Here is a 24,876-nt window from a genome sequence, read left to right as displayed (position 1 = left end):
TACTTATATTAATTAACAGGTAGCTAACAGGAGGCCCGGGCCTTGCCTCTCCTGCTCCTCCAAACAGAAAATTAAGCGTGGAAAATATAATAGAAGTTTTAAGAGATCCTTGGCCATGGTATGTATCAGGTCCCCTGATCGCCTTTATCATGGTGTTGTTACTGTTCTTCGGTAAGTCGTTTGGCTTTTCCACTAACCTCCGGGTTATCTGCGCGGCCTGCGGGGCGGGTAAGCACAGCAGGTTCTTTGACTTTAACTGGCGCGCCCAGACCTGGAACCTGCTCTTTTTAGTAGGGGCCGTGTTGGGAGGCTGGATAGCGTCGGAGTTTATGTCCGGAGACGATCCGGTACAGATTTCACAGGCAACCATAGAAGACCTCCGCGAGTTAGGTTTTTCGGCACCCGATGACCTGCAGCCGGAGAAAATTTTCAGCTTTGAAGCACTTTTGAGTGTGCGGGGCTTCCTGCTCTTGCTGATTGGCGGCTTTATGATTGGCTTCGGCTCGCGTTATGCCGGGGGCTGCACCTCGGGCCATGCCATCAGCGGCCTCTCTAACCTGCAGTTGCCTTCGCTTATTGCCGTGATCGGCTTCTTCATCGGCGGGCTGATCAGCACGTTTATCCTGCTACCGCTGCTGTTTTAAATTCGTTAATTACTGAAATGAAAGGAATTAAATTTATACTGGCCGGTATTCTCTTCGGCATCGTGATGAGTAAGTCGGAAGCCATCTCCTGGTACCGCATACAGGAAATGTTCCGTTTTCAGGCATTCCATATGTACGGCATCATCGGTTCGGCTGTCATACTGGGGGTAATTGCAGTACACCTCATCAAGAAGTACAAGCTGCGCGATTACCAGGGCAACCCCATTGTGTTCCAGCCCAAAGAAATGTCTGTGCCGCGCTACCTGGTGGGTGGCACTGTTTTCGGCCTGGGCTGGGCGCTGACAGGAGCCTGTCCCGGTCCCTTGTTCGTAAACCTGGGCTACGGCTATTGGGCCATACTCCTGGCCATAGCCGGTGCCGTGGCCGGCACTTATGTCTATGGCCTTGTGCGGGAGAAGCTGCCGCATTAGATCCCATTTATACATTGGATTAGGTCTAAAACAAAACCACCCGGTTCTCCTTAGGAATAGGCGAGCCGGGTGGTTTACTTCTTCCTGAGAAGATCAAGAACTAGGCGTAGGCAACAAGACCGGTATCCTGTTCTTCTGTTTTGCTTAGGTGAGCAGGCACAAGAGGCAGCTTAAACTGAAAGCTGCTCCCCTTGCCTGGCTGGCTATCTACCCAGATAAGGCCGCCGTTTCGCTCTACAAAGTCCTTGCACAGCTGCAGTCCCAAGCCGCTTCCTTTTTCATTAGCAGTACCCTTGCTGGTAAAATTGCTGCCATCAAACAGCCTGCCCCTCACGTTCTCGGGGATACCTATGCCTGTATCTGTTACCGACGTTACGATAAAGCCTTCCGCTCTTGCAGCGCTTACCACAACGCTATCGCCTTGCTTACAAAACTTAATGGCGTTAGAGATCAGGTTCCGTAGCACGAGCTTTGTCATCTCCAGGTCCGCATAAACAACAGCGTCTTCTCCGATGGTGCTTTCCAGGCGGATAGCCTTCCCTGCAGCCTGTGCTTGCAGCAGCTTGATGTTTTCCCCGGCAAGCTGTGAGAGGTTCACTGCCACCGGGCTGGCTCCCTCCCCGTCCATCTGCGCCCTTGCCCACTGGAAAAGGTTGTCCATTAGCCACAGCGTGCTCTGCTGGTTCTCCTCGATCATGTCCAGAAACATGTCTTTCCTTTCCTCCGGCACCGCACCCTTCCGCAACAGGGGCAGCAGCCCCTTTAGGTTTACCATAGGGCTCCTGAGGTCATGCGCTATAATCGAGAAGAGCTTGTCCTTAATACTGTTGCTTTTCTCTAGCTGCTCTTTCTGCTCCTGTAACTGCACTGCCTGTTGCCTGAGCACTTCGGCGGACGTGCTGATCTCTTCATTTTTCCGGACAAGTGATGCACTTAGCCGACGAAGCTGCCTTTTGCCTCTGAACAGAACAAAGGTCAGTATCGCAAACGTGAGCAGTAGTGCCCCAATAAGGTATGTAATTCTTGTTTGGCTATTTAGCCTGGTTAACTGCAGATCCCGGTCAGCGGCGAGTTTCAGGTTCTCTTTCTCTTTCTTCTCAGACTCATACCGCACCTGTAGGTCCTCTATCTGTTGTCTGGCATTTTCGTTATGGATGCTGTCCTTATAGGCGGAAGACAGCGTCAGGTATTCGTGTGCTTTGCTCAGGTTTCCCGCCTGCAGGTAAATCCCGTTTAGCACGTCAAGGGACTGTTTTATCTCAAAATACGATTGCTGCTTTTCGGAAATCTCGAGGCTGAGGAGAGCATAATCAGCAGCTTTTGCCAAGTTCTCCGATTGCTGAAAAGCCTCGGCCAGCCCCCGGTAGGCGTATCCCATGTTTAGCTGATGGTCCGTCTCCTGTGCTGTCGCAAGCCCCTTCTGCAGGTAGTCGGTTGCTTTCTTCAGCTCGCCGGCTTTCATGTACAGGTCACCCAGGTTAATCAGGCTTACCGTGTAGCCTACCTTATCTCCGATTTCTTCTTTTATCGGGAGCGCCTGTTCATAGTAGTCGATAGCCTTTTCTACTTTTTCCTGTACCTGATAGGCATAGCCAATGTTATTGAGGGCCCGGCTGATTGCTTCCTTGTTACGGATCTTCTTCGCGATGTTCAGTGATTTCAGGTAAAAGGTAAGGGCCTTGTCGTAAGAAGCCAGATAGTTGTTAATGTTGCCGATGTTATTGTAGGAAGTACAAAGGCCCAGACTATCACCAATGGTTTCCCTGATTTGAACCGCCCTGTAATTATGATCTGCTGCAGCTTTATAATCTCCTGAAAGTTGGTAGGCAGCGCCAAGGTTGTGGTAAGCGTCTGCCAAAAGCTTTTGATCCTTGCCGCTCTCTGCCAGTTCAAGGGCCTGCTTGCCGTACCCGATGGCTGCCTGCGGATCCTTGGAGGCAACTACTTTAACCAGATCATTTAACACTTCTACCCTTTCATTAGGATCGGTTGTCTGCTGTAGTTTCTTCGTGAGCGCGGTCACATCAGGAGCCTGTGGGAAAACATCAGGAGCCTGTGGGAAACAATAAAGGGAGGTAAGCAGAAAAAAGAGGAGGGCAGTGGCCTTTTTAATCATCAGAACGCGGAAAGAAATAATGGGTGCATGGTATGAGTCGGTAATTTAATAAAGACTCTCCATAATATAGCGTTCCCAATGAATTACCAAGGCCCGTTTTTTGATTTAGCTTGGCTTGATCTCTGAGAAGCTGCCTATCCTGCGAGCGCTTCGCATCCTTTTGCTGCAGTTACTTACCTGTAAGCAGCACCATCTCTGCCATATTACTGACATTACTTAGGCTCACCTCCTGCTGTGTCTCATAGTACTTTTCCACTAGCCATAATTGCCGTACACCCGGTTAAAAGCAGTAATTTTACATCGTGAGATACCTCCACACAGCCTGAGAGTAAGATTAACACCTGAACTGAAGGTTTAGAGTATGTACAGGAGGTATTGGTACTAGAAGAGAGAAGAAAGAACATGGTTTCTAAGAACGAACCAAAGCGGTTGTTTGACTGCTTAACGTATCAGCTACAGAACTTCCCGCTGGAAGACATGCTGGCGGCCAAAGAGAACGGAGTCTGGAAGAAGTACAGCACCCAGGAAGTAAGCGACAGGGTAAACCGTATCAGCGCCGCTTTGCTGGAGTTAGGGATCACGAGCGGAGACGGCACCATAGCGGCGAAAGACAAAGTGGCCATCCTGAGCCACAACTGTCCGGAATGGATGATGGTAGACCTGGCCTTGCAGCAGATAGGTGCTGTGTCGGTGCCGGTGTACCCGACCATCAACAACAACGAACTACGGTTTATCCTGCAAGATGCCGCTGTGAAACTCGTTTTTGTAGGAGACGAAGGGCTTTACCAGAAAGTAGCCAGTATCTGGGAGGAGCTACCGGACCTGCAGGCTGTCTATACTTTTCAGCCAGTAGCCGGGGCACACCACTATGCCGAATTACTGAAAGAGGCGCCCCCAAAAACATTATTACAGGTAGAGCAGCACAAAACGGCTGTGCAGGAAGAAGACCTGGCGACCATTCTTTACACTTCCGGCACCACAGGTACGCCCAAGGGAGTGATGCTTTCGCACCGTAATGTTCTTAGCAATGTGTTCAGTAGCGCATTGGTGATTCAGGAAGTAGGCGTATTCAAAAAAAGGACGATCAGCTTTCTGCCGCTTAACCACGCTTTTGAGCGCATGGCGACCTACTGCTTTTTTTACTGCGGCGTCTCCGTTTACTATGTGGAGCACATGGATAAAATTGGAGAGGCCCTGCGGGAGGTAAAGCCGACGCTGTTCACCACCGTACCCCGCCTCCTGGAGAAAGTGTACGAAGGCATTGTGGCCAAAGGGGAAGAGCTAAGCGGCACAAAGCGCAAATTGTTTTTCTGGGCGCTACGCCTGGGTGAACAATACGAGATCAACAAACCGCTACCCCTCAGCTACCGCTTGCAACTGGCGCTGGCAAACCGGCTGATCTTCAGCAAGTGGCGCGAAGCCCTGGGTGGCGAAGTGAAGGCGATCATTACCGGTGCTGCTGCCTGCCAGGTGCGCCTGCTGAAAGTCTTTACCGCTGCCCGAATTGTGATACAGGAGGGCTATGGCCTGACCGAGGCCTCGCCCATCATCAGCGGCAACCGGTACAGCGAAAGAAACCGGATGTTTGGCACCGTAGGTCCTCTGTTAAAAGATGTGCAGGTACGCATTGCCGCCGATGGGGAGATTCTTTGCAAAGGGCCAAACATCATGCTCGGTTACTACAAACGACCTGACCTAACAGCCGAGGTAATCAGCGAAGACGGTTGGCTGCACACAGGCGACATAGGTACTATGGTGGAGGACAAGTTTCTCAAGATCACAGACCGCAAGAAAGAGCTTTTCAAGACCAGCGGCGGCAAGTACGTAGCACCCCAGCCCATCGAGAACCGCATGGTGGAAAGCAACTGGATAGAGCAGATTATGGTGGTGGGTGAATTACAGAAGTACGTGGGAGCACTGATCGTACCGGCTTTCCGGGCACTGAAAGAATGGTATGCCTCTCAAGGCCAGCCTTACCCCGGCGACCAGGAAGTGGTGAAGGACAAGCAAGCCTGGAACCTGATCAATGAGGCCGTGCACCAGTATAACCAGCATTTCAACCACGTAGAGCAGATAAAGAAGTTCGTCCTGATGCCAGGGCAGTGGACAGTAGAGAGCGGGGAGTTAACCCCTACCCTCAAGCTGAAGCGGAAGGTGATCCTGGAGAAGTATCAGGATTTGGTTAACTCCCTCTATGCGCCACAACGCTTTTAACCGAGGTCTGTGCGAAAGCTCCACAGCAGCAACTGTTTTACTTAACCCTCAATTGTACTCCGTCTAGCAATAGGTTCTGTCTAAAACAAAAGTAGTTATTACGCAAACACCCCCTCCAGCCTTCTGGAAGGGGAGGAACTTTAGTACCCAAGGGGGATCGCTGTTCCAGCTAAGCTCATCAAGCTGCTCTTCAGGCGTCCCTGCTAAACGTTACTATCCTTACACAGAGGAGGCCACACATGCTGAGTAGCCTCCTCTGTGCAATTTATAAACTGCTATTATGGCTTGCAGGTTATCTTACTCTTTGGAACTCAACGCTGACAGTCTGACGATGCGCAGGCTTCAACGCATCACTCGGGTAGTGATAATAAGAAGAGGGGCGATTCTCCCAGGACCATATCATTTTATCACCTGATATTTTTAGACCATAGCGCTTAACCGGACCGTTCTCTACGATTAAATAGTGCTTACCGCCCTCTTCTATGATGCTATAATTTTGTGGCACTTTCGCACCAGAATCCATGTAAAAGGTTTCGGCTCCGAAACGGTATTCTGTTGAAATAGCATGTGATTCTTTGTGGAGCTGCTTTTCTTGTTCGTCATAGAAGCGGCTCTCTGTCATGGTTTCCCTCCATGTTCCTATTATCTGCTCATTGAGCGGCACTGTTTCATCATCTTCTCTACAAGAAGATAAAATAAGAAAAAAAAGGATAGGCAAAAGGAAGAGCTTTTTCATGAGAGAGGCAGGTTAAAAGTATAGATTAAATATAAGACTTTCATTTACATAAGCACGCACACATATTAAAATAGTTAAAACATAAGTGCCTTTATTTATTTATCCTACTTATACCCCCGCTTGTCCTTGTACGACCATTTTCCTACTGCCTTTCATGAACCGGACACCTTTAGGTCGTGGCTTATAGATGTCCTCCTATTGCCTGGAATCGTAGTTGCCGCTTTTGGTACGCTGGCGGGAGAGCCCTCTGTGCCTTCCCTACGTTTTGGTTTCCACAGGCGGATTGTAATGAAAAAGGCTACATTCATACCTATTGATAAAGTGAGTTTATAATATAACTTTACACTAATTTTATATGACTATTAAAACAATAACATATATGTCGCGTTCCTATCTAATGTATTACGTAATTTAAAAATCTAATTATACTCCCATGAAACTCATAAAACTTATATGCCTTTTAGTGTTATTCACATCGTGCTCGGATGATGTGCAAGAGAGCCTAACAGATGTAAAGGAGAACTTAGCTACTGAAAGTCTTCACCTCGAGGCAGCTGACTCTGTTGCTATTATTGAAAAGTTGGAAAGAACTTTATCTGCTGCAACCCCAGGTCAAAAGATAACTTTCCAAACATCTGAGGTGAAGGAGATTGAAGGTGCTTATTACTTGATCGCTAGAAATGATGAATACGTGTCTACCACCTTGCTCAAGGAAGGTGATGACAACACTTTAGTGACAGCCGGAATTTCTTGTACGTCAAAGGCGTGCTCTGGTAGTAGTACTTCTTGCGTGCCTAAGTCAGATGGAAAGAGTTGTACGCCCTGCCTTACAGGCGATTGCACTAAAACGGTGACAGAAGGGCATGAAGAACCCGAATAAAATGTTACACCGCAAGCCGCCCACTTTCCTTGGCCCCCTTTGGCGCTTTAGTTGTTGTCTATAGTTGCTTCTGTTTTACTTAATTGGGCTTATATGCCAGAGCTGCATCTGCAGAAAAGGGTTAAAGCTTATAGCCTTTTTCTGAACAAGGTAACGTCCTAACGAGACCGGCAAAGCCCCCATTGGCGGTTAGGTTGTCTGAATTTCATTCGCTGTTTGTGAAATGCAGCTCCCTCAAAGAGGGAGTCCTTCTGACACAGGTGCCCGAAGCCTTTCTGCATAAGAGGAAAGGCTTTTCTGTTTCAACTTGTTCCCTAGCAAGCGCTGTAACTACCTGGCAAGATCCACGGCTGTCTGCAAAGGGGAAACCAAATCATAGTTCTTGCGGTACAACCGGAGATACTTTCCGTTTTAAATCACATTCACCTATGCTATTAGAGAAAGGTACAGCTGCCCCCGCCTTTGAGCTACATTCCGCTCCTGACCAAACACTTAAACTCAGCGACCTGAAAGGCAAGCGGGTTGTCCTGGTGTTTTACCCGAACGACTGGAGCCCTGTGTGCGGCGACCAGATCGCCCTCTACAATGAAATGCTTAGTTTCTTTCAAAAGTACGATGCGGAGATTATTGGTATATCCGTGGACAGTAAGTGGAGCCATAAGGCCTACCGGGAGAATGGCAACATACAATTTCCGCTGCTGGCTGACTTCGAGCCAAAGGGAAAAGTCTCTAAACTATATGGGGCCTATAACGAAGAGCAGGGCCGGAGCCAGCGGGCCCTGTTTGTGTTGGATGAAAAGGGCACGATCCAGTGGAGCTACCTCTCCCCTATAGGGGAAAACCCTGGGGCTGACGGCATCCTGAAGGCGCTGGAGGATTTAGACAAGCAAGCAAACGAGCAAGAATAACATGGCAAACTTAACACCACCCGTAAACGAGCACGATCAACAGACAGGGAGCAGCAACGCGCCGGTAACCCTGGTGGAGTACGGAGACTACCAATGCCCCCACTGCGCACAGGCACACCCACTGGTAAAACAGCTGTTGGAAGAAAAGGGAGACCAGGTCCGGTTCGTGTACCGGAACTTCCCCTTAAGCCAGTCGCATGCTATGGCCAAACCGGCAGCACAGGCTGCCGAAGCAGCCGGGCAACAGGGTAAGTTCTGGGAAATGCACGACATGATCTTCGAAAACCAGAAGCAACTCGACCAGGACAGCCTGAACAAGTTTGCCGAGTCACTGGACCTGGATGTGGGCAAGTTTTCTAAGGACAAGGAAAGCGAGGAGGTAGCCTCAAAGGTCGAAGAAGACTTTGAAAGTGGTATTCGGAGTGGGGTGAACGGTACGCCTTCCTTCTTTATTAATGGGGAAAGACTGGAAACCTATGATGGCAGCTATGAATCCCTTAGCACGGCTGTAGAAGCACAAAAGTGACACAGACAGCTGCTTTACTCTTTCAGGCAACTTCCTATCGGCTCCTCCTGACGTAAGTCCGCTTTTGCCAGGGATTTCAAAAAATTGCAACAGCTTCCTAAAAAGCAAAAGCCCCTGCCAAGCAATCTGGCAGGGGCTTTTGCTTTTTTATATAAAAGGACTTTAGGCCTTTTTCAAAAAACTTGTTTTCAGCACAATGTTGCTGCCATCCACCCGGCAGTCGATTTCTTCCGGACTGTTCGTGAGGCGGATGTTCTTGATCATCTTTCCTCTTTTTAGCGTCATAGAGGAACCCTTTACTTTGAGGTCTTTTGTCAAAGTCACTGAATCGCCATCGTTCAAGATATTGCCGTTACTGTCTTTTACGTCCATGAGGGTGTTGTTAAGCACTAATTTGAGGTGACCCTTGCCCTGGTAGCTTACTTAGCTACGTTTCTTTCGATTTCCCGCAGGTTCTCCATTTTCTTGTTGCGGAGGAAACCGTTGATGTCTTCGAAATGCTCTTTGATGCGCTTGTTGCCAAACTCAAAGACCTTTGTCGCCAGTCCATCCAGGAAGTCCCGGTCGTGCGACACCAGGATAAGGGTACCGTCGAAGGCCTTAAGAGCATCTTTCAGGATATCCTTGGTTTTGATGTCCAGGTGGTTGGTTGGTTCGTCCAGGATCAGAAGGTTAACTGGCTGTAGCAGCAGTTTGATCATGGCCAGGCGGGTTTTCTCGCCCCCCGACAGCACTTTTACCTTTTTCTCTACGGTATCGCCGCTGAACATAAAGGCCCCAAGCAAGTCTTTCACCCGCGTGCGCACATCCCCCACCGCAATTTCGTCGATGGTCTGGAAAACCGTCAGGTCCTCATCCAGCAAGGAAGCTTGGTTCTGGGCAAAGTAACCGATCATACAGTTATGCCCCAGCTGCAGCTTGCCTTCGTACTCCAGTTCCCCCATAATGGCTTTCACCAATGTGGACTTACCCTCCCCGTTCTTGCCCACAAAGGCTATCTTCTCGCCCCGGTTAATGGTAAGCGAAGCGTCCTGAAACACAGTATGGTCGCCGTACCGCTTGGTCAGTTCCTCCACAATCACAGGGTAGTTGCCGGAACGAGGCGCAGGCGGAAACTTCAGGTTCAGGGCAGAGGTGTCCACTTCGTCCACCTCAATGATCTCCATTTTCTCCAGCATCTTTACACGCGACTGCACCTGCAGGGTCTTGGAATACGTGCCTTTAAAACGATCGATAAAAGCCTGTATCTCGGCGATCTCCTTCTGCTGGTCCTCAAACTGCTTTTGCTGCTGCTCGCGTCTTTCCTTACGCAGCTGCAAGTATTGGGTATAGTTTACTTTGTAATCGTAGATGCGGCCCATCGTCACCTCAATGGTGCGGTTGGTGATGTTGTCTACAAAGGTCTTGTCGTGCGAGATCACGATCACCGCCTTGGCGTTGTTCACGAGGAAGTCCTCCAGCCATTGGATAGACTCGATGTCCAGGTGGTTGGTAGGCTCGTCGAGCAGGATCAGGTCAGGCTTCTGCAACAGGATCTTGGCCAGCTCAATGCGCATGCGCCAGCCCCCGCTAAACTCGCTGGTGGACCTTGTAAAGTCGGCCCTCGAGAAGCCCAGCCCTTTCAGTGTCTTCTCTACTTCTGCGTCAAAGTTGATCTCTTCGATGGAATAGTACTTCTCCCCCAGCTCCGACACCTGCTCGATCAGTTTATAATAGTCGTCGGAGTCGTAATCGGTGCGGGTCTCGAGTTGCTTGTTCAGGTCATCCATCTGCGCCTTCATCTCTAGGATGCTGGCAAAGGCTTTGGACGCCTCTTCAAATACTGTACAATTGTCTTCGGTGAGCAAGTGCTGCGGCAGGTAGGCTACCACGGCGTCTTTCGGAGCCGATATTTTACCACGGGTAGGCTTGTTTACCCCTGCAATAATTTTGAGCAGGGTAGATTTTCCTGCCCCGTTTTTACCCATCAGGGCTATCCGGTCATTCTCATTGATATTAAAGGAAACGTTGCTGAAAAGAGCAGCTCCGTTAAACTCAACTGTAACCGCGTCTACTGAAATCATAGGTACAAATTTAAGGCTGCAAAGGTAGCATTTATTTATGCATCTGCCTTAAGAATTCGCAACTGTTTCGTGAATGAGGCATGGGACTAGGAGGCACCTGAGACCAGGATAACTGATTGTCTTTCAAAGGCCTCTTCTATAGATCCTGACCGGGAACAGGCGGTGTTCCTCCAGGTCGAGGGCATAGCTAACACCCCTCCAGTAAATGACCGGGAGGCACTGCGTCAGGTTAGCTCCGTCAGGGGTTGGAACAGCAAGAGGCGTATTCCCGACATAGGCCAGGCTTTCCCTTTCGATGCCAAAGAGCGCTGCTACCACCAGCAGAAAGTCGTCCTTCTCCTCTGCGGTGGAGGTAAAGCCTATCTCTCCTGAGAAGGCCTCCTGCGAGGCATGTTCTCCCGCATAAGTGATCCGGGAAAAGGTATCGATGGACACCTCCGGGACGGCTACGGCGGTGCCAGATGCCACCAGGGTAGCGGCCTCCCCGCCTTTGTAGGCAAAGTGTCTGTCGGGGGCGTGCCCGCTGCCATTCGTCCTTCCTACTTTTACCCTCTTCGGAAAGCTGTCGACCCTTAGTTCCCGCTTCATGCCCATACCGGCAGCCCGGCCAGCCGGGGCTGTCTGGCTTTCGTGCACGTCCATAATAACCGAGTAAGTATTGATGAAGTGCTCGGTATGCTGCAAATGGAAGAGTTCTAACTCATGTACCCTCTTAAGCCCGACCAGATAAGAATGGATATGCTTTGTCTTCTCGTAAACAGCCTTAAATTTCTCTTCCTGCGGAGTTCCCTTAAAACGGGCATGCAGTTCCTGCAAGGCCTTTAACCTTTTATGCGAATGCTTGATGTAAGGCACATCCTTTGGATCGACATGGGCCAGGTCCCCCACCACGGTTCTGGTATCAGTAGATTCCTTTAGGCCAAAAAGCGAGCGAAAGAAGCTTATCATTTTGTCAGTATCTTCTTCAGGTGCAGGGTTTCCACTTCTACCTGTACTTTCTCGGACGCTTTCAGCCCCTCAAAGTAATCATCCAGCTTTTGAATGTACAGGTCCAGCAATGCTTCCTGCTCCTGCGACAGAATATGCTGCTTGCTTTGGCTCTTGCTGTCCTTGCCCTCCATTATTCTACCTCAATTTGTTTTGATTTGCCAAAGGTGCCAAGCACTTTGCTGTTGAGCTCCTCCTGTACGGCTGCCAGTTCTTTCACCGCCTCGGCACGTTTGCGGTTTCCCTCTTCCGATATCTTGATCACCGCATCCAGCGTCTCCACCATGTCACGGTTTACCTTCTTCAGCGTCTCCACGTCTACGATGCCGCGTTCATTTTCCTGTGCTGCCGCTACCACGTTGGTCTTCAGGAGCTGAGAGTTCTTCAGCAGCATTTCATTGGTCGTATCGGTTACTTTCTTCTGTATCTCCAGGGCCTTGCGCTGCTTCTCCAAACCCAGGGCTATGGCCACCTGCTGGCGCCACACAGGGATAACGGTCACAATGGAGTTCTGTATTTTCTGAGCCAGCACATCGTTGGTTGTCTGCAGCATGCGTATCTGCGGCATGGATTGTGTGGCAATGGTGTGGGACAGGGTAAAGTCGTGCACCTTTTTTTCAAGCCGCTCTTTAAAGGCGATCATATCGCTGAGGCGCTGCACAGCCAGTTCATCCTGCTCGCTTGCCTCTACTTCGGCCTGCAGCTTCGGGATCGTCTCTGTTTCCAGCTCCTCGATCTTCATCTTACCCGCAGCAATCACTGTCCGGATCTCCTGGATATACTCCACCGCCTGGTTAAACATCACTTCCAGGCTGGTCGTGTCCTTCATCACACTCTGCCGGGTTTTCTCCAGCTTCACGACCACGTCGTCCACGTTTTCAGAAATGCTGTTGTACTGGGTGGCGATCCGCTTCGAGCGATCCTTTATTTTATTCACGAAAGGCAGGCGGGAGAACATTCCCCGTTTCTCCTCACCGTCGATCTTCACCATGTTGATCTGGTTCAGCAGTTCATTAATCGCAGCCCCGACATCCCCGGAGTCCTTGGCCTTTACCTTGGTCAGCAATTCGTTGGAGTAATAGCCCAGCTTGCGCTGCGTCTCCACACCAAAGTTACTCAGGCTGTCCGGCTTCGTCGGGTCAATGGTTTTGGAGATGGCCTGTGCACGCTGTTGGATCAACTCTTTGTTCTCGGCTGCTGAAATGTCTGTTTTTTCCATCTTTTTAGGGTTAAAGTAGGTTGTGGTATGTGAGGGGTAAAGAACTCAGGTACTTCTTTATTTTCTCGTGTCGTTCATTGGTCTCGTACCATTCTATCTCATTCAGAGGCAGGTACTCGCCCAACAGCCCATGCACTTCTTTCAGCAGGGCATCTCCCTTCTTGGTTCGGAACTCCGGGTTCTTGTAAAAAGCGCTGAGGTACTCCACCTTCACCTGCCCGCTCTGGGTCACGGCTAATTCCCGTACCTCTACCACTAGCTCCGAAGATTTGTTGTGGTCTGTAACCAGGGTCTTGTACACCCCTTTGTTTCCCTCCTCCAGGGCAGCCACGCACCGCTCCCGCACCTCTTTCAGGGCCTTACGCAAGCGTTGCTTTGGCCTGATATGATAGCCATACAGGTACCCCAGTACTGCCCCCAACACGAACGTCCAAAAAATTAACATAGGTATTTTATTCTTTTAACGAAATTGCTTTATTGTTTAGCATCTATACGCGGAACAAAGCTGCGTGGCCAAAGGATCAAGGCGTACACCAGAATGCAGGGCAGGTATCTTCTTCACCCATCAGAAACAGAGCTGTTCCCTCTCTTTCCTGCCCTTTTTCTTAATTTACTTCTTTTTACATTTATTTACCAAGCTATTTTACTGATTCCCATGAACATAATCATAACAGGCCTGTGAGCTATTGTTTCCTACTTGGTGGCAACCACTTACAAAAAATTGTCATGACTGGTAAACCTGTTAGTTCTAAGAACTAAGGAAAACACGTATGGTCTTTGTATCAGCAACCAGGCTTCGGGTGAGCTCTGTTTTTCACCTGCCTGCTTTCTTTCTTGCCAACGAGGCGACAGTAAAGCAGTTAAGCCAGAGCCCGGGCTTTTTAGGAGGAAAAGAGTTAATTGACAAGCACCTCACGTTCTGGACACTCACGCGATGGCAAGACGCCGCTGCCATGAAAGCCTTGCGGAACGCTGCACCGCACCGCGAAGCCATGCAGAAATTACCACTGTGGTGCAATGAGGCTTCCTATGTACATTGGACCAACGACAGTAGGATACTCATTAGCTGGGCCACCGTGCACGTTAAATGGTAACAGAAGGGAAAGCCACAAAAGTGCAGCACCCCTCTCCCCAGCAGCTTACCATGCACTATTCACCTCCTGTCTGGACGAAACTGGAACGGGCTTTAAAACCCAGGGCAACAAAGGACTTGATCCCTTTCAAGTAAATGTTGGTTGCTAACAGGACCCAGACCAATCTCCGCTTTGCTGCGCTCCCCGCGCCTATTCCAGTCATATTTTGTAAATTGCCCGCATTAGTAGCGCCTCGAACCAGGATGGCAGGCGCTCAAAAGCAACAGAACATGATCGCAAGATATTGGACAGGCCAGGTAAAGCCTGAGGAAGCAAATAACTACACGAAGTACCTGCAGGAAGAACTTTTCCCGAAAATGGCCCTGCTGGAAGGCTTTCAGGGGGCTTCTATCATGCGGCGGGAGCTCAGCCATGCGGTAGACTTCCTGATTATCTCGAACTGGTCCTCTATGGAGGCCATTCAGAAATTTGCCGGCGAGCATCTCACCGTAGCCGTGGTGTCAGACAAGGCACAACAAATGATGGTCAGCTAAGACAAGGAAGTACGCCACTACGAAGTCACCTACACGGCTTAGCTAAGCTTAACTTAAACGATATGACGCTTTCCATTTACCAGGTAGACGCCTTTACGGATAGAATATTTGGCGGCAACCCTGCCTGTGTAGTTCCCTTAAAGAAATGGTTGCCGGATGAGACTTTGCTGGCCATCGCGAAGGAGAACGCCGTAGCCGAAACGGCCTTTTTCATACAGCATGATAAGCATGTGGACCTGCGCTGGTTTACCCCGGAAATCGAAATGGACCTCTGCGGGCACGCCACCCTTGCCTCGGCCCATGTTCTGTTTCAGCACCTACAGTACCCGGCTACCAACATTGCCTTTCACACGCAGTCGGGCGTGCTTACCGTTACAAAAGAGGGAGATTACCTCAGCCTGGACTTCCCGAGCAGGGCACCGCAGGTAAGTACGCTGCCCTCAGAAATCGCGGAAGGACTGAACATACAACCGCAGGAAGTACACAAGGCCCGGGACTACGTGCTCGTGTACAAGTCTGAAGAAGAAATCCGCAACTTGCAGCCAGACCGGTCAAAGATCGACAGAGTAAACCTGGACCCAGGCGGCATTATCGTGACTGCGCAGGGAGACACGGTAGACTTTGTATCGCGCTTCTTTACCCCTCAGGCCTCCGTTTTTGAAGACCCTGTTACCGGGTCGGCCCACTGTAGCCTAATCCCTTTCTGGGCAAAGCGCTTAGGAAAAACAGCGCTTGAAGCCCTACAGTTATCAGACAGGATAGGCAAGCTGACCTGTACAGATGCCGGCGACAGAGTGTACATTAAGGGCCAGGCGAGGACCTACCTGGTAGGGCAGATACAAGTTGAGGCTTAGTCCTTTGGTAGAATAAAACAGGAAAGGGAGCTATGACGGCTCCCTTTCCTGCTCTGCTGCAATGTTTGCTTAGCGCCTGTTAGCGGCCAAAGTCGTCCTGCACGCGCACGATGTCCTCTTCGTCTGAAGGGTTATTGGCATCTGTGTGCTGCCAGATCTCTGCCAACACGCCCCAGTCTTTTAGGCCTACCAGGCGGTGACGCTCGCCTTGCTTCAGGGTAATCGTCTGGCCTGGCTCGTACTCTTTCAACTCACCTTCTTCGTCTGTATCGCTGGTTACCACTCCTACTTTTCCCTGCACTACTTTCCAGATCTCGGCACGGCGGTGGTGGTACTGCCACGACAGGCGCTTTTCCGGGGCCACGATCAAGATCTTGGGACTCAGTTTACCGGATATCTTTAGCTGGTCCACATCCATGCCATCGAAATATGTGTCGGCAAACTGCTGTGCCTGGTCTTCGTTTATCACAAAAAAGCCTCCCCAGGGGCGGGTCTGGTCCTGCTTCTCCACGGTGAAGCCCTGTGCTGTTAATTTCTGCTCCGTCTCTTTAAAAAGCTGCTGTTTTTCGTTTTCAGTACTCATGTATAAATTTTTGCTAATTATTCAGAAAGCTTAAAAATAGGCTTTTTAGAGCTCTTAACCCCTCTTTTAAGGTGAGTATTTTCTGCCTTCGTCAGTTATTCGCCTTGCGTGGCAGGCAGGGCAAGGCACTCCTAAGCCAAACGGAATCGGGGCTTACACCTAGAAGACAACCTGTATCCGAAACTGAAGCGACTGTGCGTTATACTCCTGCTGTAGTTTAGTGAAGACATAGTTCATCATCAGGCGAGCAGAAGAACTAAGGTACCAGTTTACCCCCAAGGTGAGATCCTGCATCTGCCGGAACGGCTGTACACTGTCTATCAAATTGATATAAGAATAACGTACACCTACCTCCCACGCTCCGTTTACCCTAAAAGGCTGTCTCTTTTGGGTAAGAACGATATCCGAGAGCTCGTTGCTGTCAGTATCGTATTTTCTAAGGCCGCCGCTCAAAAAATAGGACGCCATGATGTAATAACTTTCATACCTCCCGTGTCTTTTCGCCAACCCTGCCTCCTCCTCAAATTTAACGAAGGCACTCACATATTCGGCCTGAAGGGTTAAGGCCTCCTGCGTATACCCCACTTCTCCCCCTATCAGCTTTACCCGGTCTACCTCCTCCAGCTTACCGGTTCTGATGTAGCGAATGCTTGTGTTCGTTTCGTTTTCAATTTCCACTTCGTACAGGCCTCCCTTTGGCTGCCGTGTACTGCCTGCCAACCCGAGGTGCAGTACGCGATTTGCGGTCGTATCCAGCACATAGCCGAAAGCTACCCTCGAAGTAAAGGCATGGTTCCCCTCTCCTTCCAGATCCGCCCCCAGGTCATCCACTAGTCTGAACACCCCGGTGTAGACGCCCACCCTGTTTTGCCAAAAGTGCTTTTGTAGCATGATGCCCAGGTTGCGCGATGGGCCAAAGGCGCTGGTGAGGGAGCGCTCCATAAAAGGGATCTCATTGCTGCTGGTGTTTTCCTCCAGCCCGAACGGCTCCCGGAGGTGCCCCAGCATCAGGAGGTCCAGGTAAGGCACGCGCAGGAAGGCGATGTACATGTCGGCATATTCGAGGGTTTCCTGCAGGTCTACCTCAAACTCGTAGGCAAACACGCCGTTATATACCCCTTCAAAGCTAATGCGTGCCCTTCGTACTTCCGCTTTGTCTGTTATCTCTTCAAACAGGCTGTCCAATACTTCCTCCTGATTCAGGAAAGCGATATCATAGTGCAGCCGCCCCCCCACGCCAAGCACGTGGAGGCCGTCCTCGCTCCTGAACTTAAGCCCTTCATCCCAGTAGGCTTCTAAAGGCACTCCCTGAGCATAGCCTGAAGAGAAGGCGCCGGTAAGTAAGAGCAACAATAAGGTTTGTAGTAATCTTCCCATCTGATCAGCCTGACTCAGCGCCAGGTACTACACCTGCGGCTGTAGCACCTGGCGTTGGAAAGTAATTACTGAAACAGCAAGAATTAGTTTTGCACGATATAAGAAGGGGCTGTAAGAAAAAGAGAGAGTACCTTTACGCTTTCCAAAGGCTGGCAGCACCTATCAAGGCAGCATACTCTCCAAGCTGTGCCTGCTTTATGGGTATGATTATCCCGTTTTCCGCCAACGCCTGCTCCATAGCAGGCCTGAACAGGTCCAAAGAGTTGGCGATGTTTCCTCCTATCACCACCACCTCCGATTCGGCTTCCCCGATAAAAGAGAGCAGGAACTCCCCCAGATGCTGCCCGAACTCCTGGAACGCCTGCAGTACCTTGCTTTCGGCCGACACTTTCCCGACCATCTCTTTTACGTTTCGTACTTTCTGGCCTGTCAGCTCCTGATAGCGCCTGATCAACCAGCGGGCACTGATATACTCCTCGGCTACACCATCTTTAAAAGGAGCACACCACAACGCGGCATCCGCTGCCAGTCCGTCCTGATACTTGGCCGAACCAAGGCCTGTGCCCAGCGTTAAGCCTATTGCCCTGGCCGCTCCTTTGGCCGCGCCGCCAAAGACCTCTCCCTGCAAAAAGCAGGCAGCGTCGTTCAGGAACCGAATGTGGGCTGGTTCCAGCTGCAATTCGAGCGCCAGGAGGTCTTTCACATCCAGCATGTAAAGGGCATCGTACTTGTCCTGGTTTTGCATCAGGGAGATTCCCTGTGCATAGTCAAAAGGGCCGGGCATGGCAATGCCTAGTCTCATGCCTGCCACTACTTTGCCGCCTGCTGCCTCCCGTATCGCCTGTGCCCAGGTGCTGATAATCTCTTCTTTCGCGCCATTTGCCAAGACAGCCTTGCGCGTACTGCTCCGTTCATGCACTGTGCCGGGCAGGAGATTTACCGCTGCTGCCGTAATGTGTGTCCCGCCTATGTCGGCACCGATCACCCTCACTTCTGACATCCTTGTTGTTCTTCCCTCTTCTTTGTCGCTCATCTTACTAAAACGGTTTAGCAAAAGCGTGCAAATATAGAAACGGGGCCATCCAGAAAAAAATAAATTTTAAAAATATCATTCTTAAATATCATTCAATGGCGAGGCAACAGGTACGGTCCTCTTAGGAAGGTCCCTTCTTACGCCTGAAATGTGTACCTTTAAGGCAGCAGCTGCGGCTGCTTAACTAAAACAACACTAAAACCACCTAAACTATGAGCTCAGAAGTGCGCAACCTGGAGCCCAAAGCGCTTTGGGACAACTTCGCTGACCTGAATGCTGTACCCCGTCCTTCCAAGCAAGAGGCACGCGTGATACAGTTTATAAAAGACTTTGGCCAGCGCCTCGGCCTGGAGACTTATGAAGACGAAACAGGCAACGTCATTATCAAAAAGCCTGCTACCCCGGGCATGGAAGGCCGGCAGACCATCGCCATGCAAAGCCACCTGGACATGGTGCACCAGAAAAATAACGACACGGACTTTGACTTCGACACGCAAGGCATCGACATGTACGTGGACGGAGACTGGGTGAAAGCGAAAGGCACTACGCTCGGTGCGGACAATGGCATTGGCGTAGCGACCATCATGGCGGTTCTGGCCTCTAAAGACATCCCCCATCCAGCGATTGAGGCCCTTTTTACAGTGGACGAAGAAACAGGCATGACCGGTGCCCTTGGCTTGAAAGGGGGCTTACTGGATGCCAGCATCCTGCTGAACCTGGATACAGAAGATGACCGGGAACTGACAATTGGCTGTGCTGGTGGCGTGGATGTAACCGCGACCGGCCAGTATGAGCAGGAAAAAACACCTGCCGGTACGGTTGGGTATAAACTGACTGTAAAAGGACTGACGGGCGGGCACTCCGGCATGGACATCCACCGGGGCAGAGGCAATGCCAACAAGCTGATGAACCGCTTGCTGTACCTGGCCATCAAGCGGTTTGACGTGCGCCTGAGCACCGTGGACGGGGGCGGGCTGCGTAACGCGATCCCACGGGAGTCTTATGCCCTCTTAGCCGTTGCCGAGGAGAACAAGGAAGCCCTCGAAGCCCTTGTACAGGAGCAGGCAGAAATACTTAATCAGGAGTACGCCACGACAGACCCAAACCTGCAAGTGCTGATCGAAAGTGTAGCGGCACCTGCACAGGTTACCCCCAAGGAGTTCACAGGTAAGTTAATCCGGGCAATTTATGCCACCCCGAATGGCATCTACCGCATGAGCCCGGATATCGAGAATCTGGTACAGACTTCTAATAACGTCGCCCGCGTAGTGGTAAAAGAAGGAAGCTATTCTGTCCTGTGCCTTACCCGCAGCTCCGTTGACAGCGAGAAAGAAGACCTGGCAGCCGCTATCCAGAGTGCCCTGGAATTAGCAGGAGCATCTGTAGAACTGAGCGGCTCCTACCCTGGCTGGGCCCCTAAACCGGAGGCAGCCATCATCAAATTAATGGGTGACCTGTACCGTTCTAAATTTAAGGCGGAGCCAGAGGTGAATGCCTGCCACGCCGGACTAGAGTGCGGTATCCTTGGTGCCAATTACCCGGGCATGGAAATGATCTCTTTCGGGCCAAACATCCGCGGTGCCCACTCTCCTGATGAGCGGGTGCAGATCAGCTCTGTGCAAAAGTACTGGGACTTCCTGCTGGCTACGCTGCAGGGCATTCCCGAGAAAGCATAGCAGCCCAAAGTAGCGAAGTAAAAGCAAAAGGCCTCAGGAAATCTGAGGCCTTTTGCTTTTTTAGGTTGTCGCTTTAATAGTTGTACACCATCTCGTAATACTGGTGCGCCATGCGGTCGGCGTCAAAATGCGGCACCACGTCCCGCATGCTGTTTTTCACAATGCGCAGCCAGCGCTCCTGGTCATGGTAGTACATCGGGATCACCTGTTGCTCCAGTATGCGCATCAGGTTGTTGTAGTCCTCCTCGTCCTGCATGTCATCCGGCATGGAGGTATCCACAATAGGCAATACAAAGCTGTTCTCCCCGTGGCGGGTAAACTCCGGCAGCCACCCGTCCTGTACCGACAAGTTAACGGCACCGTTCATGGCAGCGGTCATGCCACTGGTACCAGAGGCCTCGCGGGGCCGGCGTGGTGTGTTTAGCCATACATCTGCTCCGTCTTTCAGTTTCTTTGACAAGCCAAGCTCATAGCCGGTCAGCACCGAAACATTGTCCTGTTTCTGCGACATCTTCACGAGTTTGTTAAAGACGTGAATCGCCCCATAGTCGAACGGATAAGGCTTACCTGCCCAGACCAGCTGCACGGGCGTCTCCTTGTTGTTTAACAACTTCATAAAGCGATCCATGTCCCGCATCAGCAGGTCAGCTCGTTTGTAGGCTGCAAAACGGCGGGCCCAGACAATGGTTAGCACATCCGGTCTGAAAAGCTTGCCTGTCTGGTCGGCGACGACGTCGAACAACTGGTGCTTCATTTCGCCCTTCCGTTTCTGCATCGCTTTGTTGTCGTCCCGCTCCTGTGCCTGCCACAGTTCCGTATCCATCCAGAAAGGCACGTTTTGGGCGTTTGTGATCGCCTTAATCTCGCACACGCCGTCGTTCCCGTACCACATGTCGCGGGCTACCTCTCCGTGCAGCTGCGACACGCCATTGGCTACCTTCGAGAGGCGCAGGGCCGCCAGGGTATGGTTAAACATATGCCCGTGCATCCCGGTAATTTCGCGCGCCTCATCCAGGGTAACCCCGTTAAAGAAGCTCATTTTCTGAAGTAGGTTGATGTCATGCTCCTCATTTCCGGCTTTCTCCGGAGTATGGGTCGTAAACACCAGGCGCTTACGCACCTCCTCCACCTTACCGTACTCCTCGTACAGGCGGAAAGCCAGCGGTAGCGCGTGCCCTTCGTTCATATGGAAGGTCTCGGTACCCCCTAAAGCCTCCACCACTTTGGCACCCCCAACACCCAGCACAATACCTTGGGCTATACGGGCCATTGGTTCCGGGTCGTACAGGCGATGCGTAATGGTGCGGGCCAGGTGATCGTTCTCCGGGATGTCGGTTGTCAGGAAATAGATGGGGGCTGTCCCGAACGTCTCTGGTTTTAAGACCATGGCCTTTACCAGCACCGGGTGCTCATTTACCACCACGCGCACGGTAATGCCGCTGTCCTCCAGGAAGCTGTAGAACTTTTGCTCGAAGTGCGGGCGCATGGTCTGGTCCTCGTTTCGCTCCTGGTCATAATAGCCATACTTCCAGAGCATGCCGATCCCGATCACGTTTTGCCGCAGGTCGTGCGCGCTGCGCATGTGCGAGCCGGCCAGAAAGCCAAGCCCCCCGGAATAAATCTTAAGCGCCTGGTGAATGGCATACTCCATGCAGAAGTACGCGACACGCTTGTTATACTTTTCGTTGATCTCGTAGGGATGATACCATCTACTATATTGTGAAGCCATATGCTTTGATTCTTGGTTTGTTCTTAATTCAAAAGGGAAAATAAAGTCTACAGGATGCCTCCTCCAAAAAGCATTCCCAAAATTACCCTTACAAAGTATAAGCCTACGGATGAACAGGCCTTATAGGTTTAGCTTCCTCTTGTTCTGTACTTTAGCCAGTAAAATAAATCTTTAGCGCGCTCATGAACTATTTATTACGGAAGATACGGGAAACAAAAATTTGGTTCTTAAAATTTTGAACTAACAGAACTTTGCCTACCTTTGTGCTGTTCCTATAAAGAACAAGACAATGAACATGACGCTAGACGAACAAAAGAAAGCCCTCATCGAGCGGATCGGCATCTTCCACGAGAAGATGGGCCTGCAGCCGGTGGCCGGACGCATCCTTGGCTTGATGTACGTGGCGGACAGGCCAGCGCTTACTTTCGATGAGATACGGGAGGAGCTCAGCATCAGCAAGAGTGCTACGAGTACGGCATTAAACTTGCTAATTGAGACGGGGCCAGTAGAGTACATCACCTTTCCGGGGGACAGAAAGCGCTATTTCAGGCTTAAAACCTCGAACTGGCGCGATGCGCTCACCAAACGCATTGATAACATCATCAACTTCAAAGTCCTACTGAAGGAAGTGCTGGAGTGCCGCACCGATAAGACATCGGAGTTTAACACTTGCCTGGGCGAGTTTGTGGATTTCCTGGACTTTTTACAGGAAGAGCTTCCTAATTTGCTCGACAAGTGGGAGAAGAGCAGAGTGAAATAATTTTTTTCACTCATTAGTTCTTGTTTTTCAGAACTAACTGAATAGTAACAAACAATAAAACCAATACTACTGTGATCAAAAAATATTTTTTAGTAGGCCTGATGCTGTTCTGCCTGAAGCCGGCCTTTGCACAGGGGCCGGTCAGCGGCGAGGTAAAAGCGCTGACGCTGCAGGAGAGCATTCAGTATGCCCTGAACAACAACCAGGACGTGCAGAAAGCATACTACGACGAGCAGATCGGGAAGCAGCAGATCAGGGAAGCGAAAAGCAACGGCTTGCCCCAGCTGTCGGCGAACAGCGGCCTGGATTATTTTCCGGCATTGCCTACGCAGATTCTGCCTGGTGCCCTGGCAGGGCAGCCTGGCACGGACATCCCGGTACAATTCGGCAAGGACTACAATGCAAACGCTAACGTGCAATTAACGCAGCTCCTTTTTAACAAGTCTTATTTTGTGGGACTTGAGGCAGCCAGAACCACGCAGGACCTGTACCGCCTGAGAAGAGAAATGGTGCAGGAGGACCTGATCTATAATATCGGCTCTGCCTACCTGCAGGCGCTGCAGACCCGGGAGCAGTTCAATACCATTGAGGCCAACCTAGAGCGACTAACGCAGCTGGAGAGGATCATGCAGCTGCAGTACGAGAATGACCTGGTAAAGAAAGTGGATGTGAACCGCATTAAGGTCAGCAAGACAAACCTGGAGAACCAAAGACTGAGCCTGAACACGGCCTTTGAGCAGCAGAAAAACATGCTAAAATTCTTCATGGGCATGCCACTGGAGCAGGACGTGGCTTTGGAAGACGCGACGATCTCTCTGGAGAAGCTGACAGCGACAGTAGATGCCGCCACTGCGGCCGCTAACAAGACACAATTCCAGTTGCTGAATACGCAGAAGCAGCTGTTAAACCTGCAGGAGAAAAATATCAGGGCTGGCTACTACCCTACCCTGTCGGCCTATGGGCAATACGGCTATCAGACACAGCGCAATGAGTTGTTCGACAGCAGCATTCCATTCTTCAAATCATCCGTGGTAGGCTTAAAGCTAAGCGTACCGATCTTTGACGGGTTCAGGAAAGACGCCCAGATAAAGCAGGCACAGCTGGAGCAGAAGAAGGTAGAGGAGGATATTGAGAAGTTCACCACGAACACAGCCGTGATGCTGACCAATGCCGTGAAGCAGCTGGAAAACAGCGAAAACGCGATTCGTACACAGGAGCAGAACGTAGACCTGGCACAGGAGGTGTATGAGACCACCAACCAGCTGTACAAGGAAGGCCTTTCCCCGCTAACAGACCTGCTGGACGCAGAGGTGTCGCTAAGGGAGGCTAAAACAAACCTGAACAACGAAGTTTTGAAGTTTAAAATTGCTCAGCTTAGCTATCTGCAGGCAGCGGGCGAAATAGAATCACTAGTTAAGTAGCAAATACAATAAACATAAAAAATGAAGAAGGTAATTTATATAGTAATTGTCATCGTGGTTTTAGCTGCTGTTGGGTTCAAGCTGATGAGCAACAAAGAACAAATGGCAGCAAAAGCAGCAGTAGCAGAGATCAAGAGTGAGGCTATTCCAGTTACAGTTACAGAAGTTAAGTCCGACAAGCTGGATAAGTCATTCACAGCGCAGGGCAACTTCGCCCCTATCCAAAGCCTGACACTTTTATCTGAAACACAAGGTCAGGTCAAGCGCGTCCTGAAGCGCAAAGGCGACAAAGTTAGAGCAGGTGAACTGCTGGCACAGGTAGAGAACAGCACCATGGCTGCCGACCTAGCTACCGCACAGACAAATGCCGAAAAGGCCAAAAGAGACCTGGAGCGCTTCGAAAACCTGGCTGCCGGCGAGGCCATCACGCAAAGGCAACTGGAAGAAGCCCGCTTAGCAGTGAAGTCTACCCAGGCCCAATTAGTTGCTGCCCGCCAGCGCTTGAACAAAGCCAGCATTACGGCTCCAATCAGTGGTGAGATCAACGAGATCTACATAGAGGTTGGCTCTTTCCTTGGCCCTGGCACCAAGCTGTATGACATCGTGAACGTGGACAAGCTAAAGTTGAAAGTAAAAGCCTCTGAAAGCGAAGTGCTGCTGATCGAGAAAGGCGATAAAGTAACCGTGAAGGCAGATGCAGGCGCTGGCCAGGAGTACGAGGGTACCGTGACAGCCATCGCCGCGCAGGCCGACCCTACCCTGAAGTTTGATGTGGAAGTGGAAGTGAAAAACGCCGCAAACAACAACCTGAGAGCCGGTATGTATGGCACAGCCCTCTTTGAGGTAGCCGACACGCGCGATGCGCTTCTGTTACCGCGTGAGGCCATTGTAGGCAGCATCCAGAACCCAACGGTGTACGTGGTGAAAGACGGAAAAGCTTACCTGAGAAATGTAAAGGTTGGCACTGTAACACAGAACAAAGTAGAGATACTGGCAGGTGTAGAGCCGGGCGAGCAGATCGTGCAGAGTGGTCAGATCAACCTGCGCGAAGGCATGAAAGTATCCGTGCTTTAATCTAAAAAGACAAACCAA

The 24,876-nt window shown here is 50.8% G+C and carries 25 protein-coding genes; 13 read left to right on the top strand and 12 right to left on the bottom strand.

Annotated elements, in window-relative coordinates; genetic code table 11:
• Positions 1–77: 77 nt before the first annotated feature.
• On the top strand, positions 78–644 hold the full coding sequence (locus tag CHB92_RS13060) for a YeeE/YedE family protein (RefSeq protein ID WP_308701855.1): 567 nt from the start codon (positions 78–80) through the stop codon (positions 642–644).
• Positions 645–661: 17 nt separating this feature from the next.
• Positions 662–1,075, top strand: coding sequence for a DUF6691 family protein (locus tag CHB92_RS13055; protein WP_089319665.1), 414 nt, complete (start codon positions 662–664; stop codon positions 1,073–1,075).
• Between the two features lie 100 nt (positions 1,076–1,175).
• On the opposite strand, the gene CHB92_RS13050 is transcribed toward CHB92_RS13055, so the two are convergent.
• Complete coding sequence (locus CHB92_RS13050; RefSeq protein WP_089319664.1) at positions 1,176–3,191, bottom strand: ATP-binding protein; 2,016 nt, start codon at positions 3,189–3,191, stop codon at positions 1,176–1,178.
• Between the two features lie 402 nt (positions 3,192–3,593).
• On the opposite strand from CHB92_RS13050, the gene CHB92_RS13045 reads away from it, so the two are divergent.
• Entirely contained in the window at positions 3,594–5,405 is a 1,812-nt protein-coding gene (locus tag CHB92_RS13045) for an AMP-dependent synthetase/ligase (RefSeq protein WP_089319663.1), read from the top strand.
• A gap of 292 nt (positions 5,406–5,697) precedes the next feature.
• Here CHB92_RS13045 and CHB92_RS13040 read toward each other — a convergent pair whose 3' ends face one another.
• Positions 5,698–6,141: a hypothetical protein gene (locus CHB92_RS13040; RefSeq protein WP_089319662.1), complete on the bottom strand. Its 444-nt coding sequence runs from the start codon at positions 6,139–6,141 to the stop codon at positions 5,698–5,700.
• A 433-nt stretch (positions 6,142–6,574) separates the two neighbouring features.
• On the opposite strand from CHB92_RS13040, the gene CHB92_RS13035 reads away from it, so the two are divergent.
• From CHB92_RS13035 to CHB92_RS13025, 3 genes are all read left to right on the top strand, one after another.
• Positions 6,575–7,021 carry a hypothetical protein gene (locus CHB92_RS13035; RefSeq protein WP_089319661.1) on the top strand — a complete coding sequence of 149 codons (447 nt, stop codon included), beginning with the start codon at positions 6,575–6,577 and terminating at the stop codon, positions 7,019–7,021.
• Positions 7,022–7,449: 428 nt separating this feature from the next.
• Positions 7,450–7,929 carry a redoxin domain-containing protein gene (locus CHB92_RS13030; RefSeq protein WP_089319660.1) on the top strand — a complete coding sequence of 160 codons (480 nt, stop codon included), beginning with the start codon at positions 7,450–7,452 and terminating at the stop codon, positions 7,927–7,929.
• A 1-nt stretch (position 7,930) separates the two neighbouring features.
• Positions 7,931–8,455: a DsbA family protein gene (locus tag CHB92_RS13025; RefSeq protein WP_089319659.1), complete on the top strand. Its 525-nt coding sequence runs from the start codon at positions 7,931–7,933 to the stop codon at positions 8,453–8,455.
• A 162-nt stretch (positions 8,456–8,617) separates the two neighbouring features.
• On the opposite strand, the gene CHB92_RS13020 is transcribed toward CHB92_RS13025, so the two are convergent.
• The 6 genes from CHB92_RS13020 to CHB92_RS13000 form a co-directional block, all read right to left on the bottom strand.
• A complete protein-coding gene (locus CHB92_RS13020) occupies positions 8,618–8,827 on the bottom strand; it encodes a zinc ribbon domain-containing protein YjdM (protein WP_089319658.1) in 210 nt (69 codons plus the stop codon).
• 47 nt (positions 8,828–8,874) lie between these two features.
• Entirely contained in the window at positions 8,875–10,518 is a 1,644-nt protein-coding gene (locus tag CHB92_RS13015) for an ABC-F family ATP-binding cassette domain-containing protein (protein ID WP_089319657.1), read from the bottom strand.
• 123 nt (positions 10,519–10,641) lie between these two features.
• Positions 10,642–11,466: a hypothetical protein gene (locus CHB92_RS13010; RefSeq protein WP_089319656.1), complete on the bottom strand. Its 825-nt coding sequence runs from the start codon at positions 11,464–11,466 to the stop codon at positions 10,642–10,644.
• Positions 11,463–11,639, bottom strand: coding sequence for a hypothetical protein (locus tag CHB92_RS25850; protein WP_179223038.1), 177 nt, complete (start codon positions 11,637–11,639; stop codon positions 11,463–11,465). Before CHB92_RS25850 ends, CHB92_RS13010 begins: the two co-directional genes overlap by 4 nt.
• Positions 11,639–12,724 carry a toxic anion resistance protein gene (locus CHB92_RS13005; RefSeq protein ID WP_089319655.1) on the bottom strand — a complete coding sequence of 362 codons (1,086 nt, stop codon included), beginning with the start codon at positions 12,722–12,724 and terminating at the stop codon, positions 11,639–11,641. Before CHB92_RS13005 ends, CHB92_RS25850 begins: the two co-directional genes overlap by 1 nt.
• A 10-nt stretch (positions 12,725–12,734) precedes the next feature.
• A complete protein-coding gene (locus CHB92_RS13000; protein ID WP_089319654.1) occupies positions 12,735–13,169 on the bottom strand; it encodes a hypothetical protein in 435 nt (144 codons plus the stop codon).
• A gap of 325 nt (positions 13,170–13,494) precedes the next feature.
• On the opposite strand from CHB92_RS13000, the gene CHB92_RS12995 reads away from it, so the two are divergent.
• From CHB92_RS12995 to CHB92_RS12985, 3 genes are all read left to right on the top strand, one after another.
• The gene (locus tag CHB92_RS12995; RefSeq protein ID WP_089319653.1) at positions 13,495–13,818 is read left to right on the top strand and encodes a hypothetical protein; all 324 of its coding nucleotides are present in this window, start codon (positions 13,495–13,497) and stop codon (positions 13,816–13,818) included.
• A gap of 269 nt (positions 13,819–14,087) precedes the next feature.
• On the top strand, positions 14,088–14,351 hold the full coding sequence (locus CHB92_RS12990) for a DUF4286 family protein (protein ID WP_089319652.1): 264 nt from the start codon (positions 14,088–14,090) through the stop codon (positions 14,349–14,351).
• 62 nt (positions 14,352–14,413) lie between these two features.
• On the top strand, positions 14,414–15,205 hold the full coding sequence (locus CHB92_RS12985) for a PhzF family phenazine biosynthesis protein (RefSeq protein ID WP_089319651.1): 792 nt from the start codon (positions 14,414–14,416) through the stop codon (positions 15,203–15,205).
• Between the two features lie 79 nt (positions 15,206–15,284).
• Here CHB92_RS12985 and CHB92_RS12980 read toward each other — a convergent pair whose 3' ends face one another.
• The 3 genes from CHB92_RS12980 to CHB92_RS12970 form a co-directional block, all read right to left on the bottom strand.
• Positions 15,285–15,788 carry a cupin domain-containing protein gene (locus CHB92_RS12980; RefSeq protein ID WP_089319650.1) on the bottom strand — a complete coding sequence of 168 codons (504 nt, stop codon included), beginning with the start codon at positions 15,786–15,788 and terminating at the stop codon, positions 15,285–15,287.
• A gap of 159 nt (positions 15,789–15,947) precedes the next feature.
• Positions 15,948–17,165, bottom strand: a complete 1,218-nt coding sequence (locus tag CHB92_RS12975) for an OprO/OprP family phosphate-selective porin (RefSeq protein WP_089319649.1) — start codon at positions 17,163–17,165, stop codon at positions 15,948–15,950.
• A 133-nt stretch (positions 17,166–17,298) separates the two neighbouring features.
• A complete protein-coding gene (locus CHB92_RS12970; protein WP_089319648.1) occupies positions 17,299–18,198 on the bottom strand; it encodes an ROK family protein in 900 nt (299 codons plus the stop codon).
• 212 nt (positions 18,199–18,410) lie between these two features.
• Between CHB92_RS12970 and CHB92_RS12965 the strand changes: the two genes are divergently transcribed.
• Positions 18,411–19,874, top strand: coding sequence for an aminoacyl-histidine dipeptidase (locus tag CHB92_RS12965; protein WP_089319647.1), 1,464 nt, complete (start codon positions 18,411–18,413; stop codon positions 19,872–19,874).
• Between the two features lie 73 nt (positions 19,875–19,947).
• Here CHB92_RS12965 and glgP read toward each other — a convergent pair whose 3' ends face one another.
• Positions 19,948–21,603, bottom strand: a complete 1,656-nt coding sequence (glgP, locus tag CHB92_RS12960; protein WP_089319646.1) for an alpha-glucan family phosphorylase — start codon at positions 21,601–21,603, stop codon at positions 19,948–19,950.
• A gap of 289 nt (positions 21,604–21,892) precedes the next feature.
• On the opposite strand from glgP, the gene CHB92_RS12955 reads away from it, so the two are divergent.
• The 3 genes from CHB92_RS12955 to CHB92_RS12945 all read left to right on the top strand — a co-directional run bounded on the left by CHB92_RS12955 (position 21,893) and on the right by CHB92_RS12945 (position 24,858).
• Positions 21,893–22,363, top strand: a complete 471-nt coding sequence (locus CHB92_RS12955) for a GbsR/MarR family transcriptional regulator (protein ID WP_245842553.1) — start codon at positions 21,893–21,895, stop codon at positions 22,361–22,363.
• 71 nt (positions 22,364–22,434) lie between these two features.
• Positions 22,435–23,784, top strand: a complete 1,350-nt coding sequence (locus CHB92_RS12950; protein WP_245842552.1) for a TolC family protein — start codon at positions 22,435–22,437, stop codon at positions 23,782–23,784.
• 21 nt (positions 23,785–23,805) lie between these two features.
• Positions 23,806–24,858, top strand: coding sequence for an efflux RND transporter periplasmic adaptor subunit (locus CHB92_RS12945; RefSeq protein ID WP_089319645.1), 1,053 nt, complete (start codon positions 23,806–23,808; stop codon positions 24,856–24,858).
• Positions 24,859–24,876: the final 18 nt, after the last annotated feature.

Origin of the sequence: Pontibacter ummariensis (assembly GCF_900188175.1) — a bacterium.
GTDB classification, from domain to species: Bacteria; Bacteroidota; Bacteroidia; order Cytophagales; family Hymenobacteraceae; genus Pontibacter; species Pontibacter ummariensis.
Note: the sequence above shows the minus strand (reverse complement) of the source record. Positions and strands in the feature narration are given on the sequence as shown.